We start from the raw sequence: 20,650 nt of genomic DNA on the forward strand, positions 1-20,650 counted from the left end.
TCTGCTGATGGTCGCCATCTCCCACGCCGACATCGTCAGGGCCCCCAAAGCGCTGCTCCATGATCACCTCGACGGCGGCCTGCGCCCCGCGACGATCGTGGAGCTGGCCGGCGCGATCGGGCACGTGCTGCCCGAGACAGATCCGGAACGGCTCGGTGCGTGGTTCGTGGCGGCCGCCGATTCGGGGTCGCTGGAACGCTACCTGGAGACGTTCGCGCACACCGTCGCGGTCATGCAGACCGAGGAGGGGCTGCGCCGCGTCGCCCGGGAGTGCGCGCTCGATCTGGCCGCCGACGGCGTGGTCTACGCCGAGGTGCGGTATGCCCCCGAGCAGCACCTCGAGCGCGGTCTGACCCTCGACGCCGTGGTCGACGCGGTGCACGCGGGTTTCCGGGAGGGCTGTGCCGAGGCGGCGAGCCAGGGCAACGTCATCCGGATCGGCACCCTGATGACCGCGATGCGCCACGCCGCGCGCTCGCAGGAGATCGCCGAGCTGGCCGTCCGCTACCGCGACCAGGGCGTGGTGGGCTTCGACATCGCCGGGGCGGAGGCGGGCTTCCCGCCCACCCGGCACCTCGACGCGTTCGAGTACCTGCAGCGTGAGAATTTCCACTTCACGATCCACGCGGGCGAGGCGTTCGGGCTGCCCTCGATCTGGCAGGCGATCCAGTGGTGCGGGGCCGACCGGCTCGGGCACGGCGTCCGGATCGTGGACGACATCAACGGCTCGGAGCTCGGCCGGCTCGCGTCGTACGTCCGGGACAAGCGGATCCCGCTGGAGCTGTGCCCCTCGTCGAACGTGCAGACCGGCGCGGCCCCCTCGATCGCCGAGCACCCCATCGGGCTGCTCCGCGACCTCCGGTTCCGGGTCACGGTCAATACGGACAACCGGCTCATGAGCGGAACTTCCATGTCCCGGGAGATGGCGCTGCTCGCCGAGAACTTCGGCTGGGGCTGGAGTGAACTGCAGTGGCTGACGATCAACGCGATGAAATCCGCGTTCATCCCGTACGACGAGCGGCTGGCGCTCATCAACGACGTGATCAAGCCGGCGTACGCGAAGTTGCTGTAGAGAAATCCCTTTTTGACCGTCATGTAGGACACGTGCGTACTTTCGGCCGCCGAAACTGCCGATTCGGCTAGGCGACTCAGCCGTTCGGACAGTCTCCTCTCTACAAACACTGCACAATCCGGCATCTTGCCTTGCCGTAGGGCCGCGTGCGAGCAATCGTCTGTGCTGCCGAGATCGCAGGTTGGTCCGGTCGGATCGGCAAGCACGGAGACCCCGTCGCGCCGACCGGAGTGAGTGACGTTAAGAGATGTATCCATATACGAGCAGTGATGGCCGACCGACGAGGCTCCCGTCTTAGGACGCGACTTCGCATCACACAAACGGTCCGGGTCAGGCTGCTCTTTCTCTTTGACACTCGTCGTGATGGAATCTCGGGGGCCCGACCCGGTGTGTCGGCCGTGTGCGGTGCCCGGCGATCCGAACGCCGGGTCCGAATCAGGAGGACGGTGACGTGAGCAAGCGCCCCCAGACGGCGAACGCGGTCATGTCGCGTCTCCGCCGGCCGGCAAGCCGGCTGCGGGATATGCCGATCTGGTCGAAGCTCGGGCTGATCATGCTCGTGCCGACGCTGGCGACGATCGTCGTCGGAACAAGCAGCCTCATCGACCAGATCGGCCAGGCGAGCAACGCCGAACGTGCCCGTACGCTGTCCGTGCTTTCCCAGGCCGCCGGTGGACTCGTAGACCACTTGCAGAACGAACGCGCCTACGGCGTGATGATCGCGACGACCAAGCCGAACACTCCCGACCGCGAGGCCGGCGAGACGGCCTACAGCCGCGAGCACCCCAAGGTCGACACTGCGAAGCTGCCCTACTCGCAGCAGAAGTCCGCACTCGAGGACGTTCCCGACACGGTCACCACGCTGCTCGTGCGGCTCGACCGGAACCTCGAAGAACTGCCGTCGATCCGCAGCCAGACCGCGAACGGCAAGTTCAAGTCAGGTGACGTCGAAGACGCCTATGACCTGCTGATCAACGACCTGCTCAACGTGCGGGACGTCTCTGCTCAGCTCGCCACGAACACCGACCTGAGCGACCGGCTGCGCGTGGTCGCCTCCGTCGCCCGGGCCAAGGACTACATCTCCCAGCAGCGCGACGTCGGTCACGAGGTGCTCGGCGCCGGTGAGTTCACCGAGGCGCTGCGCAAGTCCTTCCTGACCACGGAGGCGGGCTACGACATCGCCGACTCCACGATGCGTCAGGTCGGCACCCCCGAGGACCGCGCGCTGGTCGACAAGGTGGTCAACGGCCCCGCCAAGCGGGCCGCGACCAACCTGACCGAGCCGTTGAACTCCCTGAGTGGCGCCAACACCAAGACGATCCCCTTCACCCGGGACACGTGGGAAACCGCCATGGTCGGCTACAACGACCTGTTCCGCTCCGTGGAGAACAAGCTCGACGTCGAGATCGTGGCCCAGGCCACCAGCATCCGCGACGACGTGCAGCGTGACGTCTTCATCCAGACCAGCCTGCTGCTCAGCCTCCTGCTGCTCGCGATCGTCTTCGCCTGGCTCGTCGCCCGGTCGATGGCCCGCTCGCTGCGTGAGCTGCGCCAGGGTGCGCTCAACGTCGCCCAGTTCGGCCTGCCCCAGGCGGTCGAGCGGCTGCGTGACCCGGCGGTGTCCGGCTCGCTGACCCCGGCCCAGGTAGCCGATCAGATCGCCGAGCCGCTGCCGGTGCGCAGCCGGGACGAGTTCGGGCAGGTGACCGAGGCGTTCAACGCGGTTCACCTCGAGGCTGTGCGTACGGCTGCCGAGCAGGCCGCCCTGCGTGCCTCGGTCGCGACGATGTTCGTCAACCTCGCCCGTCGTTCCCAGATCCTGGTCGACCGCCTCATCGGTCACCTGGACCGCCTGGAGCGCGGCGAGGAGGACCCGGACCGGCTGGCCGAGCTCTTCCAGCTCGACCACCTCGCGACCCGAATGCGCCGGAACGACGAAAACCTCCTGGTTCTCGCCGGCGCCGACTCGACCCGTGTGCAGCGCGAGCCCGCCGCTCTGATCGACGTGCTCCGCGCCGCCCAGTCCGAGGTCGAGCACTACACCCGCATCGAGTTCGGCGTCATCGACCGGGACATCGAGGTGTCCGCCCACGCGGTCAACGACATGGTCCACCTGGTCGCCGAGCTCTTCGACAACGCGACCGCGTTCTCGCCGCCGAACAGCCACGTCGTGGTCGAGGCTCGCCGCCTCGGCGACGGTGCGGTGCTCTCGGTCGAGGACCGCGGCATCGGCATCAGCCGCGAGCAGCTGCGCGACCTCAACGAGCGCCTTGCCAACCCGCCGATGGTGGACGTCGCCGTCTCCCGGATGATGGGCCTGGTCGTGGTCGCCCGGCTGGCGAACCGGCACGGTGTGCGGGTCGAGCTCCGGCCGGCCGACAGCGAACGCGGCACGGTTGCCGATGTCGGGCTGCCCGTGGGCGTCATGGTCGCCAACAACAGCATCGCGGGCCGCCAGCAGGCCGGTATCTCGGCGTACGGGCAGGACCACCAGGCCCGGCCGCAGTTCACCGAGCCCCCGCTGGCGCTCGAGAGCAGCTCCGCCAACGTGTTCGGCGGCAGCCGCCCGTTCGACCCGAACCCGCCGATGCCCAACGGTGGCATGCTCGGCGCCGGTAACGGCCGCCAGGCGCCTGCCTGGTCCGACCTGACCGGTGCGCCGACCAACGGTTTCGAGTCGACCAACGGCTTCGAGCCCGCCAACGGCGCCAACGGCTTCAACGGCGGCGGTTCCAACGGCTTCGGTGGACCCTCCAACGGTTTTGGCGGGCCCTCCAACGGCTTCAGCAACGGCAGCAACGGCAGCGGTGGCCCCAACGGCTTCCACGGCCCGCGCAGCAACGAGCCGATCCCGCCGATCCCGCAGCCGGGTCAGCAGAACTTCGGTGGTGGCAACGAGAACCTGCCGCAGCGTCGCAACGGCGAGAACGTTCGCCCGGACGAGACGGCAGCCTTCGGGGCCACGATTCCGCGGCAGCTGCCGCCGAGCCCGGAGCCGCAGAACCGCACGTCGTTCGTGCCGCCGGTCTCGGCACCCCCGGTGCCGCCGACCTCCGCTCCGCCGTCGTACGGTCGCCCGGTTTCGGCGCCGCCCTTCGGGAGTCAGCCGGCTTCGGCACCCCCGGCCCGGCCGCAGTCGGCTCCGCCGGCGAACGGTCAGCCCAACGGTCAGCCGAGTTACGCTCCGAACGCGTTCGTGCAGCCTCAGTCCGCTCCGTCCGCACCGCCGGCCTGGCCGCCGGTGTCGGCGGACCGGGAGCAGGCCGCCCCGCACGTCCCGGAGAGCCTCGCGGCTGCCCTGGACATGACCGCAGAGCTGCCGCGCTACCGGCCCAACGGCACAGGTCCGCAGCCGCAGGTCGCCCCGCCGACCAACCCGCAGAACGGGACTCCCAGCCGGGAGGCCGAGCGTTCCGCGGCGGCCGCCGAGGCAGCCCACGAGGTGGCCACCAAGCAGGCCGCAGTCGCCCAGGCGACCGCAGCCGCGCAGATCGCCGCAGCGCAGTCCGCCGCACGTCAGCGGGCCGGTGACGGTCAGTCCCAGTTCGCCGACGAGACGATGGAGCTGCCGATCTTCCGGGAGCTCGAGTCGGCCTGGTTCATGACCGCCCGTCCGGCTGAGACCAAGCCGGCACCTGTGGCCGAGCCGAAGCCGACGCCCGTCGTGCAGAATGACGACGCAGTGGTTTCTCAGCGCATCCCGACCGGCGAGCCGATCCGAACGGCCAGCGTGCCCCAGCAGGCCGCCCCGACGGAACGACTCATCGTGGAGCGGGAGCCGGAGCCCGTCGGCGCGGTAGCGTCTAACGGCGCGGCCAACGGCAACGGGAACCACCCGTGGCAGACGGCGGCCGACGACGGCTGGCAGGCAGCCCGCAAGGCTGCCGAGGCCCCGGTGGACCTGACGACGACGGCCGGTCTTCCGCGCCGTACGCCGATGGCCCAGCTGGTCCCGGGTGGCGTCGACCGCGCCGAGACCTCCGTACAACGCCGCACTCCTGAGTCGGTCCGTGGGCTTCTGTCCGCGTACCACCGCGGTGTGCACCGGGGTCGCACGAAGGAAAATTCGACCAACCCGGAGGAGACTCCGGGAGGGCAGCTGTCCTCGCAGGCTGGCAAGGAGCATGAGGCATGACAAGTACGCAGGATCTGGGTTGGCTCCTCGCCAACTTTGCCGACCGCGTTCCCGGGGTGGCGCACGCGATCGCGGTCTCCGCCGACGGTCTGCTGCTCGCGGCCTCGCGGGACCTTCCCCGCGACCGTGCCGACCAGCTGGCGGCCATCGCCTCCGGCCTGGTCAGCCTGACTCAGGGCGCCGCACGGTGCTTCGAGGGTGGTGCAGTGCTGCAGACGGTCGTCGAGATGGACAACGGGTTCCTCTTCCTGATGTCGATCTCCGACGGTTCGTCGTTCGCCGTGCTCGCCGCTCGCAGCTGTGACGTCGGTCAGGTGGGCTACGAGATGGCCCTCCTGGTGGACCGCGTGGGTGAGGCGCTGACGCCGGCACCGCGCTCCGCGGCCGGGGTCCTCGGCTGAACGGATGGTGGACCGGATCCGTCCGGTATCTGTCCAAATGCTTTATGACGAGAGAAACTTCTATGGGCCGAGGGATGGGGCGAGCGGTGACGATGCCTGAACGCGATGAGCCGACCGGCGCGTTGGTCAGACCATATGCCGTGACCCGTGGCCGGACTCGGCCCAAGCTGGAGATAGCGCTGGAAGCGCTTGTCGAGACCACCGTTCGTGGCCGAAGTACGGGGCCGGGCAGGGGCGGCAGCGAACACCAGTACATCGCGGCGATGTGTGACGGCGGCAGAGTCCAGTCGCTGGCAGAAATCGCAGCACGCATGCAACTACCGCTCGGGGTGGCCCGAGTGATCGTCGCCGACATGGCCCACGACGGGCTGGTGGCGGTCTACGAGCCGACATCGCTTGAAGATGAAACCGACGCGGTGGGTACGGATCTGCTGGAAAGGGTGCTGAGTGGACTTCGCAGGCTCTGACATGTCGCGGCGGCCAACGGCCGGGCGCGTTACATCGGCGAAGATTGTTATCGCCGGTGGGTTCGGCGTCGGTAAAACGACGCTGGTGGGGTCCGTCTCGGAGATCACCCCACTGACCACTGAGGCGATCATGACTTCCGCCGGCGTGGGTGTCGACGATAACCGGCAGGTGCCGGGTAAGACGACGACCACGGTGGCGATGGACTTCGGCCGCATCAGCATCGACAGGGACCTCATCCTGTACCTGTTCGGAACACCGGGCCAGACACGTTTCTGGTTCATGTGGGACGAGCTCGTACGAGGTGCCATCGGTGCGGTAGTCATGGTGGATACGCGTCGGCTCGCCGACTGCTTCGCCGCCATCGACTTCTTCGAGCACCGAAGGCTGCCGTACCTGGTCGCCATAAACTGCTTCGATGGCATGCAGTATCACAACGCTCAGGACGTGCGGGACGCGCTTGCGATCTCGTCCGACGTGCCCGTGGTGAGCTGTGACGCCCGTAACCGCGAGTCGACGAAGAACGTCTTGATCTCTCTGGTCGAGTACGTTCTGACCATGCGTCGCTCGCGCGCGGTAGCGCCGGCCTGACAGGTCGTTCAAGTCCCGCTCTGTTCGACAGAGCGGGACTTTTGCGTGCCCAGATTCTGCGCTAGACAGTACGGATGGCAAACGAGGTCACCGTCCCGTTACTGCCCTGCGGCTCGATCGACGACATCGCCGACTTCTACCAGGCCCTCGGCTTCGAGGTCACCTACCGGCAGACGAAGCCGAATCCCTACGTCGCGGTCCGCCGCGAGGATCTGCACCTGCACTTCTTCGGCATGCCCGACTTCGACGCGGCGACGTCGTACGGCACCTGTCTGGTCCTGAGCCAGGACGTCGCCGGGCTGCACGCGGCGTTCGCGGCGGGGCTGCGGGCACGCTTCGGCAAGGTGCCCGTCGCCGGCCTGCCGCGGATGACCCGGCCCCGGCCCAGGAAGAACATGGACGGCGTGACCGGCTTCAGCCTCGTCGACCCGGGCGGCAACTGGATCCGCGTCACGGCGGCGCCCTCAGCACAATCGGCTCCCGCCCGCTCGGCAGAGCTGCCTCCCGCCCGCTCGGCAGAGCTGCCTCCCGCCCGCTCGGCACAATCGGATCCTGCCCGCTTGGCGGAGCCGCCTCCCGCCCGGGCAGCCGTTGGCGATCGGCTTGCCGTTGCGCTGGACAATGCGGTGGTGCAGGGCGACGGCAGGGGTGAACCCGGCCAGGCCGCGAAGATTCTCGACGGTGCGCTGCGCCGGGGCTCGGAGGATCCGGTCACTCTCGTACGGGCGCTGGTCTACCGGGCCGAGCTCGCCGAGGGACTCGGTGAACCGGCGGCGGAGCTGCTCGAACGGGCCCACGCGGTCGTGCTCACACCCGCCGAGCAGCTCACACTTGCCGCGGAACTCGGCGAGTACTGAGGTCGTGGGCGTGCCGTTGTTAGAGTGCCGCACATGGTCTTCCAGTACTGGCATGTCGGGGTGGTCGCCGCCGTAATCGCCGTAGTCGTCTGGGGCATGCTGGCCGCGCGGCGCGGCACCCTGATCGGCCTGGCAGCTGCCCTGGTGATCATCAGCGGCTGGCTGCTCTACACCCTGGTCCTCGACGAGCCCTTCCTCGACCATGACGGGGAGACCGCGGTGATGATCGGCACTCCCGCCGCCGTCGGAATCGTCTTCGGGCTGCTCGCGGTCAGGAACCCCTGGGCCCGCCGACGGGCCTGAGGGGTTCGGCGTGACGCGGGTGCTGGTGACGGGCATGTCGGGCGCGGGCAAGACCAGGCTGCTCGACGAGCTGGCCCGGCGAGGTGTCACCACCGTCGACACCGACTACGGCGGTTGGACGCTGCCCGACGGGACCTGGGACGAGCCCCGCATGACTGCCCTGCTCGCCGGGCCCGGCGATGTCGCGGTGTCGGGCACGGCCGAGAACCAGGGCCGGTTCTACGACCGTTTCGACGAGGTCGTTCTGCTCAGTGCGCCGCTGGAGGTTCTTCTCGAGCGTGTCGCGCGGCGTACGAACAATCCGTATGGCAGAACTGCCGCGCAGCGGGCGGAGATCAGGCGTTGGGTGGCCGAGGTCGAGCCGCTGCTGCGTCCCGGCGCCACCTTGGAGCTCGACGGGCGGCGCGCTGTTGAAGACCTGGCCGACGTCGTCGAGCGGTTGCTGACCGCGGGGGCCTGAACCGCCCAGGAGCCCGCACAAGCAGTCGCCCCGGCCGGGCGACCTTCGCGGAAGCGACCGCCCGGCCGGGGCGAGCAGCGTTGCTCTGAGCGGGCACAGCGGCTGATCCGACCAGCGCTGCTGTCAGCGGCTGGGTTGAGGCCCGTTGCTGTCAGCGCGGCTGGGCCGGCCAGCGGTGCTGTCAGCGGCTGGGCCGGCCTGCGGTGCTGTCAGCGGCTGGGGTAGCCCGCGTTGCGGAAGTCGTCCTCGGGCTGGCCCTCGCGGCTGAAGTCCCAGCCGCCGGCGGATTCGCGGCCCGGGCGACCGCCGATGGCGTAGCCGCCGATTTCCTGGCCTCGGCGCCAACCGCGGAAGTAGCCCGTGGTGTGGGCGGCGATGCTGGCGGCGTCGCGGACGATGCGGCTCGGGCGTTCCTCGCGCAGCGGGGAGCCTGGCACCAGGTTGGCCTGGGGGACGCGCTTGGGCAGGCCGGCGGTGGTCGACGCGGAGACCTCGGGGGCCGATGCCTTTTCGGCTGCGCGCCAGCCGGTGTCCATCGGGCTGGTCCAGTCGAGGTCGGAGGTGGCGGTCTCGGCGTCGCTGTGACCGGTGAACCACGCTGAGCGGGCCGCGGCGAAGATCAGCAGGTCGCCGTCGCCCTCGGCGGGGACTGGCGGGGTGCTGCTGCGGTCGAGGGCTGTCAGCGCCGGGGCGCGGCGGGCTGCCGCTCGGCCGTTGCGTCCTTCGACCAGGCGCAGCGACGGCGGGTCGGACGGGTCCGCGGGCTTGTCGAGGGCGCCGAGACCGTCCACCAGGCGCAGCGACGGGGGCTCCTTGGGCATGTCCTGCCACGGGGGGCGGACCCGGCCGTCCGCCGGCGGGCTGCTGACCGCGCCGGAGGTGAGCGGGTCGTCACCGGTGTTGAGCAGGGGCCAGTTGGCTCGGGAACCGGGCTCCGGCAGGTCGCCGTTCGTGCGCGGTGCCGTCGGCATCGGCAGGGAGAAGTCGGTGGCGGCCGGGGCGCTGTTGCCGTTGCGGGGTGTGCTCGGGCGCGGTGGGATGACCGTGCGCTGGCGTTCTGCGCGGGCGCTGCTCATGGCCGCGGTCGTCAGGGTTGGGCGGAACGGTTGTCCCGAGTCGGCCGGCGGCACCGAGGAGGGCCGGGAGCCGGGGGTGATCGGCGTCATGCCCGGCGGGGGCGGCGGCACGGAGACCGGGCGGCTCGACGAGCCCGAGGTGCGGGTCGGGAGGCTGGCGGCCGGTGCCATCGGCGGGGAGCTCATGGGGCTGGGCGCCAGCGGCGGCGGCATCAGCGGGTTGGGCGCCACCGGAGGGCTGGTGAGCGGGCGGGGCATGGCCGGGCCGTTGCCGGCGACGGCGGGCTCGGGGCGACCGCGGCGGCCGAGGCCACCACCGGTGCTGGACGGGCGCGAAGAGCCGAGGCCCACGCCGGTGTCGGAGGGACGCGAAGAGCCGAGACCCACGCCGGTGTCGGAGGGGCGCAGGGAGCCCATGCCGCCGGGGGCGGGCATCGCGGAGACGGAGGACGCGGCCGACTCGGGGGCGCGGCGGGAACCTGCCTGACGGCGGCCACCCGCGACGCCGGTGACCTGACTCGCGCGCTCGGCGAGGGTGCCGACGAGGGCTTCGCAGGCGGCGTCGCAGGATTTCACGGCGCCGATCGCGTGCCGCACGGTGTCGGCGGCGGCCGCTGCGAGCGACTTGTTGACGCCGCCGCGGCGGGGCGACTCGTTGATGGCCACGACCAGGGCGGTGACGGCGGAGACGACCTGGTCCTCGGTGCCCGCTCCGGCGCGGGTCAGCTCGCGGGCGATCTCCTCGGCCATCTGCTCCGGGGAGCCGCCGCGCGCCGTGAGGCGGCCGGGCTCGGGCAGGGCGTCGAGCACGGCCAGGGCGAGCGGGTGGGCCGGGTCGGGATAGGCCCTCAGCGCCGCGGGATACAGCTCGCGCAGCACTTCCTGCAGGGCGGACGCCGCGGCGAAACGGCCCTTGAGCATCGTGACGTGCGCAGCGAGCACCGGCTTGTAGGTGACGAGCTCGCGCGGGGCGGGGATGGTGACGGCGGCGATCGCCCCCGCCTGCAGCGCGCGGGCCAGGCCCACGGCGCGGCGGGCGGCCGGCGGTGCGTTCAGCTCTCCCAGGGAGCTGTCGTCGCCGAAACGCTTCGCGAAGTTGTCGGCGGAGTCATCGTCGGCTACGACCAGGGGACGACCAGCGGCGGTCAGCAGCGAGGTGACCATGTGGTCATCGCTGTCCGCAGCCACCGCGGCCTCGGCGAATCCACTCGTCCGTTCCACGAGCAGCGTCCCCAGCTGGGCATAGCCCGACGGGTCGTCGCTGATCTCATGGACTCCGAGCAGCCGGCCTGCGTCGTCCACCACGGCGATGGTCAGTGCTGCTCCGGCCGAAGCCGAATGCACCTTCTCATCAGCCGACGCCAGACCGCAGTACACGCGCACGAGCGCCACGGCGTCGTCCTCCTCCCCGGGACTTCTGTTTTCGGCCAAGGACTGATGGTCCCTGGTGAGGGGTCAGTCGCGCCAGTCCACGGCGGCAGAGATCTTGCCGATTACCGAACGCCACCCCAGACTCGCCTGCTGTGCCCCGATTTTACGGAGCTTGCGGCGTCCGAAGAAACCGCCCATTCCGCCACTCTCGGCCGACCGCAGGGACTCGTCGAGGTCGTCGAGCGGCGATCCGGGCGACAGTGCCAGGATGACCGGCTTCAGACGCAACGCGTGGCCCAGGTCTCGGGCCACCTCTCCCGCCGCGATGAGCAACGAGAGATCCCACGTGTCGTGACCGCCGCGCAGGTTCTCCACCACGAGGTCGAGCTCGTAGCGGTCGTCCGGCAGCGGGTCGACGTCCGAAGACTCTACCCGCTCGGCGACGGTGGCCCAGGTGTCGAGCTGCGCGAGGTCGTGCGGAGCACCCGATTGAATGAAGGAGACCAGCGACTCGGGCGTCTTGAACGCCAGCAGTTTGCCGCGGTTGCTGAGGAAGACGGGCACTTCCTCGTCCTCCGCCTCCGCGGCAGCGTCCTCTGCTTCGTCGTCCTTGAAGTCTTCCGGGTCGGGCTCGGCGACCAGATCGCCGTTCTCGTCGCGGATCGTGCCGGCCTTGCTGTCCTTGCTGTCCTTCGGGTCGGGATCACCCTCGGTCACGAGCGCTGCGAATTCGTCGTCGACGATGGCGTCCGCCTCGACGGCCTCGCGCGCCTCGCGGGCCCGCTCACGTGCGTCGAACGGGTCGTCCTCGTCGACCTCCACCTCGGTGGGGGTCAGCTCGGAGGCCTTCCGGTATGCACGCAGCGTCAGGCCGACTCCGCCGGGCATGGCGATCTCGACCGGCCGGATCCGGACCTCGTCCCAGAGCTCACGGCCCGAGAGGCCCTCTTGGGCCGTCGCAAGTTCCTCTTCGGGCGACTGGCTGGCCACTCTGACCTCCGGGTTGGTTCTCTCGAGCTGTTCGGACGGGGTGAGTCTGGGCACACACCTTAGTGGTCGCTCCTGGGAACGGCCCGACCGCGGTCAGAAACCCTTCGGGTGCCACACGGTCTTAGTCTCCAGCAGCGCGACCATGGGCTTCAGCCCGGGATCACCCGCGAAGTCATTCTCCGGATCACCGGGGCGCAAAACCCGCTTGAGGTTGCCTGCTGCGGCGCGTTCCAGCTCGGTGGCGAGATCGAGGTCCGTGACCCCGGCCAGGTCGATGGCGTTGACGTCGTCGTGCGAGGCGAGCCAGGGCGCGGTCTCGGCGGCGTTGCCGGTGAGAATGTTCACGACGCCGCCCGGGACGTCGGAGGTGGCGAGCACCTCGGCGAGGGTGACGGCGGCCTGCGGGCCCGCGGCGAGGACGACCACGGTGTTGCCGGTGACGATCGCCGGGGCGATGACGCTGACCAGCCCGAGGAACGAGGCCGGGGCGACGACGGCGACGACGCCGGTCGGCTCGGGCGCCGAGATGTTGAAGAACGGGCCGGCGACGGGGTTGGCGCCGCCGTGGACCTGGGCGATCTTGTCGGCCCACCCCGCATACCAGACCCAGCGGTCCACCGCGGCTTCAACCTCTGCCACGGGTACGCCCTGAGCAGCGAACTCATCCCGACGGCTCTCGAGCATCTCGGCGATGCGGTAGAGCACCTGCCCCCGGTTGTACGCGGTGGCCCCGGCCCATTTCGGCTGGGCGGCGCGGGCCGCGACGACGGCGTCCCGGGCGTCCTTGCGCGAGGCGAGCGCGACGTTGTCGCCGTTCACGAGATAGGTCCGTCCTGACTCGCTGCGGGGGAACTTCCCGCCGATGAACAGCTTGTAGGTCTTCCGGACGCCCAGCCGCGTGGGGGCGGCGGGGGCGGTCACGACGGGCGGCTTCTTAGCCAAGGTATGCCTCCAGGCCGTGTCGGCCGCCTTCACGGCCGTATCCGGATTCCTTGTAACCGCCGAACGGTGACGTCGGGTCGAACTTGTTGAACGTGTTGGCCCAGATCACCCCGGCGCGCAGCTTGTCGGCGACCGCCAGGATCAGCGAGCCCTTCTCCGACCAGATGCCCGCGGAGAGCCCGTACGGCGTGTTGTTGGCCTTCTCGATCGCCTCGGCGGGGGTGCGGAACGTCAGTACCGAGAGCACCGGGCCGAAGATCTCCTCGCGGGCGATGCGGTGCGCCTGGGTCACGCCGGTGAAGATCGTGGGGGCGAACCAGAAGCCCTGCGCGGGCAGCTCACACGGCGGGGACCAGCGCTCGGGGCCCTCCTGCGAGCCGGCGTCGGTGAGGACCCGGATGCGTTCGAGCTGCTCGGCCGAGTTGATCGCGCCGATGTCGGTGTTCTTGTCGAGCGGGTCGCCGAGGCGCAGCGTCGCCATCCGGCGCTTGAGCGACTCCATGACCTCGTCGTAGGCCGACTCCTGGACCAGCAGGCGCGAGCCCGCGCAGCAGACGTGGCCCTGGTTGAAGAAGATGCCGTTGACGATGCCCTCGACGGCCTGGTCGATCGGGGCGTCGTCGAAGACGATGTTGGCGGCCTTGCCGCCGAGCTCGAGGGTGAGGCGCTTGCCGGTGCCGGCCACCGAGCGGGCGATCTGCCGGCCGACCTCGGTGGAGCCGGTGAAGGCGACCTTGTCGACGCCGGGGTGCTCGACCAGGGTGCGGCCGGTCTCGCCGGCGCCGGTGATGATGTTGACGACGCCCGGGGGCAGATCGGCCTGGCGGCAGATGTCGGCGAAGAACAGCGCGGAGAGCGGGGTCGTCTCGGCCGGCTTGAGCACGACGGTGTTGCCCGTGGCCAGGGCCGGGGCGATCTTCCACGCGAGCATCAGCAGCGGGAAGTTCCACGGGATGACCTGGGCGGCCACGCCGATCGGCCGCGGGTTCTCCCCGAAACCCGCGTACTCGAGCTTGTCGGCCCAGCCCGCGTAGTAGAAGAAGTGCGCGGCGACCAGCGGCAGGTCGACGTCGCGGGACTCCTTGATCGGCTTGCCGTTGTCGAGCGACTCGAGCACGGCGAGCTCGCGGGAGCGCTCCTGGATGATCCGGGCGATGCGGAAGAGGTATTTGGCGCGCTCGGCTCCGGGCAGCGCCGACCAGGGCCCGAAGGCGCTGCGGGCGGCGGCGACGGCACGGTCGACGTCCTCCGGGCCGGCGGCGGAGACCTCCGCGAGGACCTCCTCGGTCGCCGGGTTGACGGTCTTGAAGACGCCGCCGGTGGAGCCGGGGGCCTCGAAGGTGCCGTTGATGAAGAGCCCGTAGGACGGCGCGATGTCGACGACCGACCGGGACTCCGGAGCTGGGGCGTACTCGAACATTCTGATCAGTCCAGGGTGAAGTAGTCCGGGCCGGCGTAGTGGCCGGTCGTGAGCTTGGTCCGCTGCATCAGCAGGTCGTTCAGCAGCGAGGAGGCACCGAACCGGAACCAGGCCGGGTCGAGCCAGTCGTCGCCGACCGTCTCGTTGATCATCACCAGGTACTTGATGGCGTCCTTGGTGGTCTTGATGCCACCGGCCGGTTTGACCCCGACCTGGCGGCCGGTGCGGGCGCGGAAGTCGCGGACCGCTTCGAGCATCACCAGCGTCACGGGCAGCGTCGCCGCGACCGGGACCTTGCCGGTGGAGGTCTTGATGAAGTCGGCACCGGCCAGCATCGCCAGCCAGGACGCGCGGCGCACGTTGTCGTACGTCGCGAGCTCGCCGGTCTCCAGGATCACCTTGAGGTGCGCGTCGCCGCACGCCTGCTTGACGGCGACGATCTCCTCGAAGACGTGGTCGTAGCGGCCGGCGAGGAACGCGCCCCGGCTGATCACCATGTCGATCTCGTCGGCGCCGGCGGCCACCGCGTCGCGGGTGTCGGCGAGCTTGACGTCGAGCGGTGCCTGCCCCGAGGGGAAGGCCGTCGCCACGCTGGCGAGGTGGACGCCCGAACCGGCCAGCACCTCGGCGACGTACGGAACCATCGCGGGGTAGACGCAGACGGCTCCGACATGCGGGCACGAAGAGTCGGCGGGGTCGGGGCGCAGCGCCTTGGCGGCCAGCGCGCGGACCTTGCCGGGGGTGTCGGCGCCCTCCAGCGTGGTCAGGTCGACCATCCGGATGGCCAGGTCGATGGCGGCGGCCTTGGCGGTCGTCTTCACCGATCGGGTCGCGAGGGCGGCGGCCCGCGCCTCGACGCCCACCTTGTCGACCCCGGGCAGGCCGTGGAGAGAGGCTCGGAGGTCGAGCGTCGCAGTCATGAAATCGATTCTACGCAGCCCACCAGCAGTTGATCTTGATGAACCCCGGTAGGTTGATCGGCGTGGACGTACTCGTCGTTGATCACCCGCTGGCCCAGACCCGACTCACCGCTATGCGGAACGCCGAGACCGACTCCGGTGTCTTCCGCGCGGCCCTGCACGAACTCACCACCATGGTGGTCTACGAGGCGGCGCGCGCGTTCGCCACCGAGCAGTACCCGATCACCACCCCGGTGGCGCCGACGATGGGCACCCGGCTTGCCAACCCGCCGCTGATCGTGCCGGTGCTCCGCGCGGGCCTCGGCATGGCCGACTCCGCGCTGGCGCTGCTGCCGGAGTCGTCGATGGGGTTCGTGGGCCTGGCGCGTGACGAGGCGACCTACGAGCCGCGGGCGTACATGGAGTCGCTGCCGGGCGACCTCGCCGGCCTGCCGGTGCTGGTGCTCGACCCGATGCTGGCGACCGGTGGCTCGCTGGTGCACTGCGTGCAGCTGCTCGTCGACCGTGGTGCCACCGACATCACCATCTGCTGCGTGCTGGCCGCCCCGGAGGGTGTCGAGCGGCTGCGGACCTCGGGCCTGCCGGTGCGCCTGATCACCGCCAGCATCGACGAGGGCCTGAACGAGAAGATGTACATCGTCCCGGGCCTCGGCGACGCGGGCGACCGCCAGTTCGGCGGAATGCCCCGCTTCTAAGAAACGGACCAGCTGAGCGCTCGACCGTTCGAGAACGGCATGACCCCGTGGAAGACGCTCGGGGAAGCGGCGAAGACGAGCGGCAGGAAATGGCGGTCGGACTCCCACATCGGGAGTCTGCCCGCCAGCACGTCCGCCACCGGCATCCAGTGCAGGCTGCCCTCATCGTTGCCCTGGAGCGGCGTTCCGCTCCAGGACGGGACGCGGAAGAGGAAACCGAACCAGTTCTCCCCGGCACGGCCGAAACCGGGCCATGAGATCGTGCCGGACAGGTCGACGGCGTCGCATTCGATCCCGGCCTCCTCGCGTACCTCGCGCCGCAGGCCGGAGACCACGTCCTCGTCCGGCTCCAGCTTGCCGCCGAGCCCGTTGTAATAGCCGAAGTGCATGTCGTCCGGGCGGGTGTCGCGCCGGATCATCAACACCTCCCGGCCGTCGGCCGAAAGCACATAACCCAGCGTCGCGATAATGGCCTGCACGCCGGTCACCCTAGGCGTGCGAATCGACCGATGTACGCCCGGGGCAGCCGGTTCGCTGCCTATTCTGCCGAAATGGCGAGTCCGGTCCTCAGCATCGTCGTGCCCGTCTACAACGTCGCGCCGTATCTCGGCGAGTGCCTGGAATCGCTCGCCGGGCAGTACCGCGACGCGCTCGAAGTGATCATGGTCGACGACGGGTCGACCGATGACAGCGCCGCGATCGCCGAGCGGTTCGTGGAGAAGGATTCCCGCTTCCGGCTGATCCGCAAGGAGAACGGCGGGCTGGGCGCGGCCCGCAACACCGGGGTCGGCCACGCGACCGGGGAATACCTGATGTTCGTCGACAGCGATGACGTGCTGGCGCCGTACGCCGCCGAGCTTCTGGTCGCGAGCCTGGAGAAGACCGGCTCCGACTTCTCGTGCGGGAACGTGCTGCGCCTGAACACGCGGGGCCTGCACCAGTCACCGATGCACCGGGGAGCGTTCGCCGGCACGTTTCTGCGTACCCATGTCAGTCGCCGTCCTGTCCTGCTGGGTGACCGGACCGCCTGGAACAAGGTCTTCAGGCGCAGTTTCTACGACACCCACGAGCTGGCGTTCCCGGAGGGTGTGCTCTACGAGGACGCCCTGGTCACCGTCCCAGCGCACGTGCTCGCCACGGCGGTCGACGTGCTCGAGACGCCGGTCTACTACTGGCGGGAGCGCGAGGGTCCGGACAAGTCGATCACCCAGCGTCGCGAGGAGCTGCCGGCCTTCCTCGACCGGCTGGAGAGCTGCTGGGGCGTGAGCCGGATGCTGACCAGCCAGCCCGCGATCAAACGGCTGTACGACGAGTCCGTGCTCAAGGACGACCTGATGCTCTTCCTGCGGGTGCTGCCCCGGGTCGACGCGGATTACCGGTCGGTGTTCCTGGAGCGCACCAACGCCTACCTGGACACCGTGGAGCCGGAAGCGATCCTGGAGCTGCCGGCCACCCAGCGGGTGCTCTGGACGCTGGTCCGGAACCGGATGCTGCCGGAGATCCTGGAGCTGGTGCCGGCGCTGCGCCGCCAGCGCCGGATCGCCCGTCGCGGGTTGCGCCGCTATCACGACATGGATCTCTACCACGAGAAGCTGCCGGAGCTGCCCGCCGAGCTGTTCACGGCGGGCACGCCGCGCCCGCGCACGAAGGTGCACGAGGTCGAGTGGGTCGACGGGAAGCTGCGGATCCGGGGTCACGCGTTCATCCCGGGGCAGTCCGCGGCGCATCCGTGGAGCACGTCACGGCTGATCTGGCTCAAGGAGAGCGGGGGGCGGCGGACCCGGCGTACGCCGATGGTGAACCGCCGGTGTGCGGACGCGACGGGGGATCACGGGTCGACGCGTACGGCGTACGACTGGTCGGGTTTCGAGGTGTTGATCGATCCGTTGTCGTTGCGTGCCCCGAACGGGGGCTGGCGCGACAACGACTGGTCCGTGGTGGTCGGGGTGGTCGGCCTGGGCAGCCGGAGCAAGGGTTCGCTGGAGATCGGCCAGCCCGCGACCCCGGTCCGGTTGACGCCGCTGTACCTGGATGACGTCCGGATCGTGCCGTACATCGACGCGGGCCGGCTGCGGCTGCGCGTGGAGCGGGTGCCGGCGGTCCTGACCGGCATGTACGGCGACGACGACAGCCTGGTGGTGGAGGGCCTGGTCGAGGGCGTGCGACCCACGTCCGCGACGCTGTCCCGGGTGCCGGGGCTACCCTGGCGCCGCTATCCGCTGCGGGTCGAGGGGGAGCGGTTCAGCTTCCGCGTCCCCGTCTGCGACCTGCGCCGGGACGAGGCCGCGTACCCGCCGCTGAAGATCGGGGAGCCCTCGGAACGCTGGCGGATCCGGCTGGCGACCGGCACCAAACGCAGCGGCGAGATCAACTGCGTCTCGCTCATGGACGGGCAATGGGATCCGGTCGAGCTCGGGCCCCGGACGGTCCACGTGCATCCCCGGGCCGACGGCGACCCGGTCCTGGTCGCGCTCCCGACCGGCCCGGTACTCACCGAGGTCAGCACCGCCGACCGGCGTTTCCGCTTCTCGGGGCGACTGCACGGCCGGTCCGCGGCTCTCAGCCTGGTGCTGCGCGCGACCGGTGCGCGGGAGACCAGGACTTTTCCGGTACGCGCGACCGGCGACACCTGGTCCGTCGAGGTCGACCCGGTCGCGGTCGAGAACTTCGGCAGCACCGTACGCATGCGCGCCGGCACCTGGCACGTCCTGTGCCGCAGCGGAACCGGCCCGGTCGAGCCCCTGCCCGCAGCCCCCGCCGCCCTGAACGTCCTGCCGTTGCCGCTGGCAGGCGACGCACCCCGGGTCTCGCTGGAGTGGCTGGCCGACGAGCGGATGGTGCTGCGGGTCCGCTCCGCGCTGCCCGACGAGGACCGTGGCCGGCGTAACCAGACCAGGCTGCGGGAACGCCACTACCCGGCGATGCGCGAGACGCCGCTGCGTGACGTGGTGCTCTACAACAGCTTCACCGGCCGCCAGTACTCCGACAGCCCCCGGGCCGTGCACGAGGAGCTGCTCGCCCGTGGCCTGCCGCTGGAACACCAGTGGGTCTCCGTGGACGGTCAGGCACCGTTGCCGCACTCCGCCGAGCCGGTGCCGTTGTGGAGCCGGGAATGGCACGAGGCGCTGGCCACGGCCCGTTACATCGTCACCAATCAGCACCTGCCGGAATGGTTCCGCCGCCGCGAGGGCCAGGTCGTCGTGCAGACCTGGCACGGTACGCCGCTCAAGCGGATCGGCTTCGACATCGCCGACGTGCAGTTCACCGACAAGCGCTACCTGGAGAAACTCGCGCTGGAGACCCCCAACTGGAGCTTCCTCGTCTCGCCGAACACGTTCAGTTCGCCGCTGCTGCGCCGCGCCTTCCGCTTCGGCGGGGAGCTGCTGGAGATCGGTTACCCCCGCAACGACGTGCTTCTTCAGGACCGCACCGAGATCACCGAGCGGGTCCGGGCGGCGGTCGGGGTCCCGCCCGGACGCAAGATCATCCTGTACGCGCCCACGTGGCGCGACGACGAGCACAGCGGCGGCGCGTACCGGATGTCCATGCGGCTCGACACCCGGCTGGCCGCGGACCGGCTCGGCGCCGACCATGTGCTGCTGGTCCGGCGTCACCCCAACGTGATCGACGAGCTGCCCGGCGACGGGTTCGTGCACGACGTCTCCGCGTACCCGGACATGGCCGACCTGCTCGCCGCTGCCGACATCCTGATCACCGACTACTCCTCGGTCATGTTCGATTTCGCGGCCACCGGCAGGCCGATCCTGTTCTTCACGTACGACCTGGCGCACTACCGCGACGAACTGCGCGGGTTCTACTTCGACTTCGAGGCGGAGGCGCCCGGCCCGCTGCTCGCCACGTCAGCCGAGGTGATCGACGCGGTCCGGGACGTCGACGCGATCGCCGAGCGCTACGCCGACCGTTACCGCGCGTTCGCCGGTAAAGCCTGCGACCTCGACGACGGCCACGCGGCTGCCCGGCTGGCCGACCGGATGCTGTCATGATCAAGCGAGCCTGGGGTGCCATCAGGCGCCGTCTCGCCGACCCGCGGCTCACCGAGACCAACGCGCTGCTCGTGGACATCCGCTGGGAGCTCAAACAGCAGCGCAAGTATCTCGAAGGCTTCCGCGCGCTGGCGTCGACGCCCATCTACGCCGAGATCCGCGAATTCACCGAAGCCCGGCAATACACCTTCGAGGAGACCATGCGCCGGGTCGCCCAGGAGCGGCTCAGCCTCGCCCGGTTCGGCGACGGCGAACTCAAGATCATGCTGCGCCCGCAGTTCGGCCTGAAGTTCCAGCCCTGGTCCGCCGCCCTCGCCGGGGAGCTTCGAGCGGTGCTGGAGATGGACGGCTACGACCCGGACCGCCTGCTGGTCGCCTTCCCTTACACGATTCGCGACGTGCACTGGACCGGCGTCTGGCTGGACCTCTGGCCCGAGGTGAAACCCCTGCTCAACCCCGATGTGCACTATGGCTCCGCGCACGTCACCCGGCCCGTCTTCTTCGCCCAGCTCGGCGAGCGCGGGGTACAGCTGTGGCGCGACGTCTGGGACGGTCAGCGGATCTGCGTCGTCACCGGGCAGGGGTCCCGCTTCAAGCTGGAACCGGCGCTGTTCGACAACGCGAAGTCAGTCGAGTTTCTCTACTCGACGCCGCGGGATGCCTACGCCGATCTCTCCCGCCTGAAGAATGAATTGGAAAGACGGGACGCTGACAAGTTGTACCTGCTTGCTCTCGGACCGTGCGGAACTCTCGTCGCCGCGTGGCTCTCGCAGCGCGGCCGATGGGCCATCGACATGGGCCACATCAGCGAGAGCTGGGCGAACGTCTTCGCCGACGGCGCCTGGCCGGAGTCCCTCAACGTTGTCAAGAAGTACCCATCCAACCACCCCACCGCCGCCCTCGACCAGACTTAAGACTTTCCCCCAGGCGGCCCTCCGGGCGTTGCAT

Annotated in this window: 17 protein-coding genes; 11 read left to right on the forward strand and 6 right to left on the reverse strand. The window is 69.9% G+C overall.

The features are described from left to right. The first annotated feature begins 7 nt into the window (after nucleotides 1-7). The 8 genes from Aco04nite_RS30005 to Aco04nite_RS30040 all read left to right on the forward strand — a co-directional run bounded on the left by Aco04nite_RS30005 (nucleotide 8) and on the right by Aco04nite_RS30040 (nucleotide 8,284). Nucleotides 8-1,072: an adenosine deaminase gene (locus Aco04nite_RS30005; protein WP_213000579.1), complete on the forward strand. Its 1,065-nt coding sequence runs from the start codon at nucleotides 8-10 to the stop codon at nucleotides 1,070-1,072. Nucleotides 1,073-1,523: 451 nt separating this feature from the next. Continuing rightward, nucleotides 1,524-5,207, forward strand: coding sequence for a sensor histidine kinase (locus Aco04nite_RS30010; RefSeq protein WP_213000580.1), 3,684 nt, complete (start codon nucleotides 1,524-1,526; stop codon nucleotides 5,205-5,207). Continuing rightward, nucleotides 5,204-5,608, forward strand: a complete 405-nt coding sequence (locus Aco04nite_RS30015; protein ID WP_014447580.1) for a roadblock/LC7 domain-containing protein — start codon at nucleotides 5,204-5,206, stop codon at nucleotides 5,606-5,608. The genes Aco04nite_RS30010 and Aco04nite_RS30015 overlap by 4 nt, the downstream gene beginning before the upstream one ends. A gap of 92 nt (nucleotides 5,609-5,700) precedes the next feature. Further along, nucleotides 5,701-6,075: a DUF742 domain-containing protein gene (locus Aco04nite_RS30020; RefSeq protein ID WP_203838361.1), complete on the forward strand. Its 375-nt coding sequence runs from the start codon at nucleotides 5,701-5,703 to the stop codon at nucleotides 6,073-6,075. Nucleotide 6,076: 1 nt separating this feature from the next. Continuing rightward, the gene (locus tag Aco04nite_RS30025; RefSeq protein WP_041832917.1) at nucleotides 6,077-6,664 is read left to right on the forward strand and encodes a GTP-binding protein; all 588 of its coding nucleotides are present in this window, start codon (nucleotides 6,077-6,079) and stop codon (nucleotides 6,662-6,664) included. A 74-nt stretch (nucleotides 6,665-6,738) separates the two neighbouring features. Continuing rightward, nucleotides 6,739-7,521: a DUF8817 family protein gene (locus Aco04nite_RS30030; protein ID WP_213000581.1), complete on the forward strand. Its 783-nt coding sequence runs from the start codon at nucleotides 6,739-6,741 to the stop codon at nucleotides 7,519-7,521. A gap of 33 nt (nucleotides 7,522-7,554) precedes the next feature. Beyond that, a complete protein-coding gene (locus Aco04nite_RS30035) occupies nucleotides 7,555-7,824 on the forward strand; it encodes a hypothetical protein (protein WP_213000582.1) in 270 nt (89 codons plus the stop codon). Nucleotides 7,825-7,834: 10 nt separating this feature from the next. Further along, nucleotides 7,835-8,284, forward strand: a complete 450-nt coding sequence (locus Aco04nite_RS30040; protein ID WP_244876395.1) for an AAA family ATPase — start codon at nucleotides 7,835-7,837, stop codon at nucleotides 8,282-8,284. A 209-nt stretch (nucleotides 8,285-8,493) separates the two neighbouring features. On the opposite strand, the gene Aco04nite_RS30045 is transcribed toward Aco04nite_RS30040, so the two are convergent. The 5 genes from Aco04nite_RS30045 to deoC form a co-directional block, all read right to left on the reverse strand. Further along, a complete protein-coding gene (locus Aco04nite_RS30045) occupies nucleotides 8,494-10,791 on the reverse strand; it encodes a transposase (protein WP_213000583.1) in 2,298 nt (765 codons plus the stop codon). Nucleotides 10,792-10,815: 24 nt separating this feature from the next. Continuing rightward, the gene (locus Aco04nite_RS30050) at nucleotides 10,816-11,721 is read right to left on the reverse strand and encodes a SatS C-terminal domain-containing protein (RefSeq protein WP_213000584.1); all 906 of its coding nucleotides are present in this window, start codon (nucleotides 11,719-11,721) and stop codon (nucleotides 10,816-10,818) included. Between the two features lie 93 nt (nucleotides 11,722-11,814). Further along, nucleotides 11,815-12,642, reverse strand: coding sequence for an aldehyde dehydrogenase family protein (locus Aco04nite_RS30055; RefSeq protein ID WP_213000585.1), 828 nt, complete (start codon nucleotides 12,640-12,642; stop codon nucleotides 11,815-11,817). A gap of 13 nt (nucleotides 12,643-12,655) precedes the next feature. Beyond that, the gene (locus Aco04nite_RS30060; RefSeq protein ID WP_213000586.1) at nucleotides 12,656-14,083 is read right to left on the reverse strand and encodes an aldehyde dehydrogenase family protein; all 1,428 of its coding nucleotides are present in this window, start codon (nucleotides 14,081-14,083) and stop codon (nucleotides 12,656-12,658) included. Between the two features lie 5 nt (nucleotides 14,084-14,088). Beyond that, entirely contained in the window at nucleotides 14,089-15,003 is a 915-nt protein-coding gene (deoC, locus tag Aco04nite_RS30065; protein WP_213000587.1) for a deoxyribose-phosphate aldolase, read from the reverse strand. A 62-nt stretch (nucleotides 15,004-15,065) separates the two neighbouring features. Here deoC and upp point away from each other — a divergent pair, with 62 nt between their 5' ends. Continuing rightward, a complete protein-coding gene (gene upp / locus Aco04nite_RS30070) occupies nucleotides 15,066-15,698 on the forward strand; it encodes a uracil phosphoribosyltransferase (RefSeq protein ID WP_203838303.1) in 633 nt (210 codons plus the stop codon). On the opposite strand, the gene Aco04nite_RS30075 is transcribed toward upp, so the two are convergent. Beyond that, nucleotides 15,695-16,177, reverse strand: coding sequence for an NUDIX hydrolase (locus Aco04nite_RS30075; RefSeq protein ID WP_213000588.1), 483 nt, complete (start codon nucleotides 16,175-16,177; stop codon nucleotides 15,695-15,697). The genes upp and Aco04nite_RS30075 overlap by 4 nt on opposite strands. Before the next feature lie 72 nt (nucleotides 16,178-16,249). Between Aco04nite_RS30075 and Aco04nite_RS30080 the strand changes: the two genes are divergently transcribed. Both Aco04nite_RS30080 and Aco04nite_RS30085 read left to right on the forward strand, forming a co-directional pair. After that, complete coding sequence (locus Aco04nite_RS30080; protein ID WP_213000589.1) at nucleotides 16,250-19,702, forward strand: bifunctional glycosyltransferase/CDP-glycerol:glycerophosphate glycerophosphotransferase; 3,453 nt, start codon at nucleotides 16,250-16,252, stop codon at nucleotides 19,700-19,702. Then, nucleotides 19,699-20,616, forward strand: coding sequence for a GT-D fold domain-containing glycosyltransferase (locus Aco04nite_RS30085; RefSeq protein WP_213000590.1), 918 nt, complete (start codon nucleotides 19,699-19,701; stop codon nucleotides 20,614-20,616). The genes Aco04nite_RS30080 and Aco04nite_RS30085 overlap by 4 nt, the downstream gene beginning before the upstream one ends. Nucleotides 20,617-20,650: the final 34 nt, after the last annotated feature.

This window comes from Winogradskya consettensis (assembly GCF_018332715.1).
Taxonomy (GTDB): domain Bacteria; phylum Actinomycetota; class Actinomycetes; order Mycobacteriales; family Micromonosporaceae; genus Actinoplanes; species Actinoplanes consettensis.